We start from the raw sequence: 1,308 nt of genomic DNA, 5'->3' as shown, positions 1-1,308 counted from the left end.
ATTATGGATCAGCAGAAACCGTACACCGTGAGAGTCCTGATCAAGAGTCCTGACTTGGACACTCACGGTGGCATCGTTTGGTAGGCCGGGCATTTTAGCTCCGGCGGTGAATCTGGTTAGCCGTTGAAGGGGCGATCTGCTGTTCTCAGTTCAGCCGTTGTGCCCTCGACAGCAACCGGGACGTAGGGGAAGGTCTTTCGAGGCTTGGATGTGACAGACTCTTTGCCGATCCCGAGTTGGATGGGAGTGTTCGCCGCTGTGGAGAACATGACGTTGGGCGCGTTGTCGGTGAGGGAGCGGCCGTTCCACTCGACGAAGCCGAGCGATGCCTGCGTGCCGACCGTGTAAGGAAGCATGTTGGGCAACAGGCGATGCGCGATCTTCTCGGCGTATGCGTGGGGATCTTCGGCTGTACCGTATGCGGCAACCACACCTCCGATGGACTTGGTGATGTGTGCGCCGTAGGTTGCGAAGTCCTCCGAGGGATGTCCGGCATTGAGGCTGTTGCCGAAGGTTTCGTCATACTGGGCGAACAGCGGAGGCAGCATGGGAAGTCCGATGCGGTTGACTGAGCGCCATCCGCCTGCATCCGTTGCGAGCGTAGCCACGGCCCATACGCCGATCCTGCGGTTGTCGCCTGCACCGGCGAGCAGTTCGGCATCCGGCACTTCCAGCACCATGGCATAGACGGTGTGACCGGCAAAGAGGTTGTGCGCTTTGCTGGAGTCCCAACCGGCAAGATCCACTTTGGTTCCATCTTCAAACGCGTGACCAACGGCGTGAAGCACGTCCGGCTCAATCCAGAATGGATCCCCGGCATGGCCGGCCCAGGCACGCAGGCCTGATGGCGTGGTTACGGTCTCATCCGTCACTCCGTGGGCGACGACTGTACCGGCGGCGTGCGGATTGACGGCGTCTTTACCGCTGATGCGGCGAATCGTGTATTTCTGCTTTCCCTGTGCGTCGCGCTCTTCGAAGGTGAGGCGGTAGGTGATCTCTTCAACGGCATCGCCATTGAGATCTACCTTGAACTCGTACATGCCTTCCGGATGGTAGCCGACTACGGGAGGCTTGCCGATAGAGTGGCAAACGTTGATCACAAAGGTGGTGCCGGTCTCTCCACGGAATACGTAGAGATCGGTAATGTCAAGACGAAGATCCTGCCGGGCGATAGGTGAGTCAAGATGATGAGACATGCTTTTCCCCTTTATGTTGATGGAATCTGATTGGGATTCGCTTTGAATTGACAGAGCCGAAGCGGTCCGGGACAAACCGATTCCCGCCGCGACAATTGCGCCGCGGATAAGA

1 protein-coding gene is annotated in these 1,308 nt (G+C 58.3%); it reads right to left on the bottom strand.

Going from position 1 to position 1,308, the window contains the following annotated elements; all coding sequences use genetic code 11:
- Nucleotides 1-116: 116 nt before the first annotated feature.
- Nucleotides 117-1,196: a DUF4331 domain-containing protein gene (locus OHL19_RS22945; RefSeq protein WP_263360191.1), complete on the bottom strand. Its 1,080-nt coding sequence runs from the start codon at nucleotides 1,194-1,196 to the stop codon at nucleotides 117-119.
- Between the last annotated feature and the right edge of the window lie 112 nt (nucleotides 1,197-1,308).

Source organism: Acidicapsa ligni, from assembly GCF_025685655.1.
GTDB classification, from domain to species: domain Bacteria; phylum Acidobacteriota; class Terriglobia; order Terriglobales; family Acidobacteriaceae; genus Acidicapsa; species Acidicapsa ligni.
The sequence above is the reverse complement of the archived record's forward strand: the minus strand, read 5'-3'. Positions and strand labels throughout refer to the sequence as shown.

Excerpts from the sequence above, each read along its gene's own strand:
- OHL19_RS22945 (WP_263360191.1), bottom strand. The coding sequence starts at position 1,196 with ATGTCTCATCATCTTGACTCACCTATCGCCCGGCAGGATCTTCGTCTT.